This is a genomic window from Pauljensenia sp. UMB0895 (genome assembly GCF_030218905.1).
Classification (GTDB): Bacteria; Actinomycetota; Actinomycetes; order Actinomycetales; family Actinomycetaceae; genus Pauljensenia; species Pauljensenia turicensis_A.
On the sequence record NZ_JASOQR010000008.1, the window covers coordinates 1 to 5,352 of the forward strand.

General features: G+C 55.0%; 3 rRNA genes. All 3 read left to right on the forward strand.

Going from position 1 to position 5,352, the window contains the following annotated elements:
* Window positions 1-129 precede the first annotated feature (129 nt).
* Window positions 130-1,672 (forward strand): 16S ribosomal RNA (locus QP503_RS04505).
* Between the two features lie 332 nt (window positions 1,673-2,004).
* A 23S ribosomal RNA gene (locus tag QP503_RS04510) occupies window positions 2,005-5,126 on the forward strand.
* Between the two features lie 109 nt (window positions 5,127-5,235).
* A 5S ribosomal RNA gene (gene rrf, locus QP503_RS04515) occupies window positions 5,236-5,352 on the forward strand.
* Together the 16S, 23S and 5S rRNA genes form the textbook arrangement of a ribosomal RNA operon.

A 5,352-nucleotide genomic window follows, 5' to 3' on the forward strand; every position in this document is an offset into this window, starting at 1 on the left:
GTGTGTGGGTGTTGTTTGTGAACTCGATAGTGTGTTTGTTTTTATGCCTGTTTTTTGTTTTTGAGTTTGTTTTTATTGTTGGGATTGGCTGGCCGCGTTTTGGTGGTTGGTTTTTTCTGGATATGTTTTTGTTCGGAGAGTTTGATCCTGGCTCAGGACGAACGCTGGCGGCGTGCTTAACACATGCAAGTCGAACGATGATGCTCCAGCTTTGTTGGGGTGGATTAGTGGCGAACGGGTGAGTAACACGTGAGTAACCTGCCCTCTTCTTTGGGATAACGGTCGGAAACGGCTGCTAATACTGGATATTCACTCATTGGCGCATGTTGGTGGGTGGAAAGGTTTTTTCTGGTGGGGGATGGGCTCGCGGCCTATCAGCTTGTTGGTGGGGTGATGGCCTACCAAGGCTTTGACGGGTAACCGGCCTGAGAGGGTGACCGGTCACATTGGGACTGAGATACGGCCCAGACTCCTACGGGAGGCAGCAGTGGGGAATTTTGCACAATGGGCGCAAGCCTGATGCAGCGACGCCGCGTGAGGGATGAAGGCCTTCGGGTTGTAAACCTTTTTCGCTCATGGTCAAGCCGCAGCTTTGGGTTGTGGTGAGGGTAGTGGGTAAAGAAGCGCCGGCTAACTACGTGCCAGCAGCCGCGGTAATACGTAGGGCGCGAGCGTTGTCCGGAATTATTGGGCGTAAAGGGCTTGTAGGCGGTTGGCCGCGTCTGCCGTGAAATCCTCTGGCTTAACTGGGGGCGTGCGGTGGGTACGGGTTGACTTGAGTGCGGTAGGGGAGACTGGAATTCCTGGTGTAGCGGTGGAATGCGCAGATATCAGGAGGAACACCGGTGGCGAAGGCGGGTCTCTGGGCCGTTACTGACGCTGAGGAGCGAAAGCGTGGGGAGCGAACAGGATTAGATACCCTGGTAGTCCACGCTGTAAACGTTGGGCACTAGGTGTGGGGGCCACCCGTGGTTTCTGCGCCGTAGCTAACGCTTTAAGTGCCCCGCCTGGGGAGTACGGTCGCAAGGCTAAAACTCAAAGGAATTGACGGGGGCCCGCACAAGCGGCGGAGCATGCGGATTAATTCGATGCAACGCGAAGAACCTTACCAAGGCTTGACATGCACCCTGACGCTGCAGAGATGTGGTGGCATTTGGTTGGGGGTGTGCAGGTGGTGCATGGTTGTCGTCAGCTCGTGTCGTGAGATGTTGGGTTAAGTCCCGCAACGAGCGCAACCCTTGCCCTATGTTGCCAGCACGTTATGGTGGGGACTCGTGGGGGACTGCCGGGGTTAACTCGGAGGAAGGTGGGGATGACGTCAAATCATCATGCCCCTTATGTCTTGGGCTTCACGCATGCTACAATGGTTGGTACAGAGTGTTGCGATATCGTAAGGTGGAGCGAATCACTTAAAGCCAGTCTCAGTTCGGATTGGGGTCTGCAACTCGACCCCATGAAGGTGGAGTCGCTAGTAATCGCAGATCAGCAACGCTGCGGTGAATACGTTCTCGGGCCTTGTACACACCGCCCGTCACGTCACGAAAGTTGGTAACACCCGAAGCTCATGGCCTAACCGGTTTTCCGGGGGGAGTGGTCGAAGGTGGGATTGGCGATTGGGACGAAGTCGTAACAAGGTAGCCGTACCGGAAGGTGCGGCTGGATCACCTCCTTTCTAGGGAGCCCGTTTTTGGGGATGCGCATCATGGCACGTGAGTGTGTGTGGTGTGTGTTTCTTGTGCTCGCATGTGTTCACCGAGGGTTTTTCTTGGTGGGTGTGGGTGCGTGGGTGTTTTTTAGTGGAAAACAGGGGTGCAAGCTCCATGGAAGCAGACACGCTGTCGGGTTCACGTTCAACACCGTTTGAGCGTTTTGGCTCGCATGTTGCCGCCTCTCTTTTTTGTTGCACTCTTTTTGTGGGGTGTTTGGGGGTGGTGGTGTGTGTGGTGGGTTGTTTGTGATTTGTATAGTGGTTGTGAGCATCTTTATTTTCTTGTTGTGTGGTTTTGTTTAGTTTTGTTGGGCATTCGGTGGATGCCTTGGCATCAAGAGCTGATGAAGGACGTTGCGGCCTGCGATATGCCTCGGGGAGTTGGCGAGCGAGCTTTGATCCGAGGGTGTCCGAATGGGGGAACCTAACCAGGGTTGTGCTTGGTTACCATCATCTGAACGTGTATAGGGTGGTGGGGGGAACGCGGGGAAGTGAAACATCTTAGTACCCGTAGGAAAAGATATTCCGTGAGTAGTGGCGAGCGAAAGCGGAGGAGGCTAAACCGTGTGCGTGTGATACTCGGCGGGGGTTGCGTGTGCGGTGTTGTGGGGCTTGTTCGTCTCTTCTCTGCCGGGGAGGGGCTTGCGTGTGTGATGGTAGTTGAACCGTGTGGGATAGCGGACCGGAGTGCGTGATAGTCGTGTAGATGGACTGTTGCATGCGTAGGTGGGATAGGTGCCCGAGTAGTGCGGGACTCGTGAAATCTCGTGTGAATCTGCCAGGACCACCTGGTAAGCCTAAATACTTCTTGATGACCGATAGTGCATAGTACCGTGAGGGAATGGTGAAAAGTACCCCGGGAGGGGAGTGAAATAGTACCTGAAACCGTGTGCCTTTAAGCCGTCAGAGCCTTGTGGGGTGATGGCGTGCCTTTTGAAGAATGAGCCTGCGAGTCAGTGATACGTGGCGTGCTTAACCCGTGTGGGGTATGCGTAGCGAAAGCGAGTCTGAAATATGGCGTTTGTCGCGTGTTCTGGACCCGAAGCGGGGTGATCTACCCATGGCCAGGTTGAAGCAGAGGTAAGACTGTGTGGAGGACCGAACCCACCAGGGTTGAAAACCTGGGGGATGAGCTGTGGGTAGGGGTGAAAGGCCAATCAAACTCCGTGATAGCTGGTTCTCCCCGAAATGCATTTAGGTGCAGCGTTGTGTGTTGCCTGGTGGAGGTAGAGCTACTGGATGGCCGATGGGCCCTATGGGTTACTGACGTCAGCCAAACTCCGAATGCCATTAGGTTGAGCATGGCAGTGAGACTGCGGGGGATAAGCTTCGTAGTCGAGAGGGAAACAGCCCAGATCATCAGCTAAGGCCCCTAAGTGTGCGCTAAGTGGGAAAGGATGTGAGATCGCGGTGACAACCAGGAGGTTGGCTTAGAAGCAGCCATCCTTGAAAGAGTGCGTAATAGCTCACTGGTCAAGTGGTTTCGCGCCGACAATGTAGCGGGGCTTAAGCGTACCGCCGAAGCTGTGGCACTCACACATGAAAGAGCCTGGGCAGGGGACCTGCCTAAGGTTGTGTGGGTGGGTAGGGGAGCGTCCTGCGTGCGGTGAAGCCTGCTGGGAACGGTTGGTGGAGCGTGTGGGAGTGAGAATGCAGGCATGAGTAACGAATGGCGGGTGAGAATCCCGTCCGCCGATTGACTAAGGGTTCCAGGGCTAGGTTTATCCGCCCTGGGTTAGTCGGGTCCTAAGGCGAGGCCGACAGGCGTAGTCGATGGACAACCAGTTGATATTCTGGTACCGCGTTGTGACCGCCAAATACTGAAGCTTTTATGCTAACCACCCGCATCTGGACTGTTCATTCCTTCGGGTTTGATCAGCTTGGGTGTTGTGGGATCCTGATTGTTGTAGGTAAGCGTGTTAACAGGGGTGACACAGGAAGGTAGCTGCCGCGCACCGATGGTTGTGTGTGTCTAAGGTTGTGGCCCGTCTGCCAGGTAAATCCGGTAGGCATGTAGGGTGAGGACTGATGGGGGTGCCCTTTTGGGGTGTCTGGTGGTGATCCTAAGCTGTCAAGAAAAGCCTCGACGTGAGGGCATAACGCGCCCGTACCCTAAACCGACTCAGGTGGTCAGGTAGAGTATACCGAGGCGTTCGAGTGAATCATGGTTAAGGAACTCGGCAAAATTCCTCCGTAACTTCGGGATAAGGAGGACCCTGTGACGTCCCCCCTTTTTTCTGGGTGTGTGCGTTGTGGGGTCGCAGAGAATAGGGAGAAGCGACTGTTTATCAAAAACACAGGTGCGTGCGAAGTCGTAAGACGATGTATACGCACTGACGCCTGCCCGGTGCTGGAAGGTTAAGAGGAAGGCTCAACCACCCTCGGGTGGTGAAGGCTTGAATTTAAGCCCCAGTAAACGGCGGTGGTAACTATAACCATCCTAAGGTAGCGAAATTCCTTGTCGGGTAAGTTCCGACCTGCACGAATGGCGTAACGACTTCTCCGCTGTCTCGACCATGAACTCGGTGAAATTGCATTACGAGTAAAGATGCTCGTTACGCGCAGAAGGACGGAAAGACCCCGGGACCTTTACTATAGCTTGGTATTGGTGTTCGCTTGGACTTGTGTAGGATAGGTGGGAGACTGTGAAGCAGGGGCGCCAGCTCTTGTCGAGTCGTCGTTGAAATACCATTCTGGTTCACGCGGTCATCTAACCTCGGCCCGTAATCCGGGTTGGGGACAGTGCCTGGTGGGTAGTTTAACTGGGGCGGTTGCCTCCCAAAAAGTAACGGAGGCGCTCAAAGGTTCCCTCAGCCTGGTTGGTAATCAGGTGGCGAGTGCAAGTGTACAAGGGAGCTTGACTGTGAGACCGACGGGTCGAGCAGGTGCGAAAGCAGGAACTAGTGATCCGGCCATGGCACGTGGGTGCGTGGTCGCTCAACGGATAAAAGGTACCCCGGGGATAACAGGCTGATCTTGCCCAAGAGTCCATATCGACGGCATGGTTTGGCACCTCGATGTCGGCTCGTCGCATCCTGGGGCTGGAGTTGGTCCCAAGGGTTGGGCTGTTCGCCCATTAAAGCGGTACGCGAGCTGGGTTCAGAACGTCGTGAGACAGTTCGGTCCCTATCCTCTGTGCGCGTAGGAAACTTGCGGAGGCCCGTCCCTAGTACGAGAGGACCGGGATGGACGAACCTCTGGTGTGCCAGTTGTACCGCCAGGTGCACGGCTGGTTGGCTACGTTCGGAAGGGATAACCGCTGAAAGCATCTAAGCGGGAAGCCTGCTCCAAGATGAGGTTTCCAACACCAGTAATGGTGTGAAGGCCCCCGCCAGACTAGCGGGTTGATAGGCCAGAGGTGGAAGCACAGCAATGTGCTCGCGAGCCGACTGGTACTAATTGGCCGACACTACACGAAACCACAAAAAGGCAACAAAAAGTAAGACTGCTTACAACCACTATACGAATCACACTCAACCCACACCCCCAGCAAGGGGGAGTGGACAACACAAGCGAGTGACCATTTTTGCGGTGGTCATAGTAGTGGGGAAACGCCCGGAAACATTCCGAACCCGGAAGCTAAGCCCACAAACGCCAATGGTACTGCACCCGACAGAGTGTGGGAGAGTAGGACACCGCCGCAA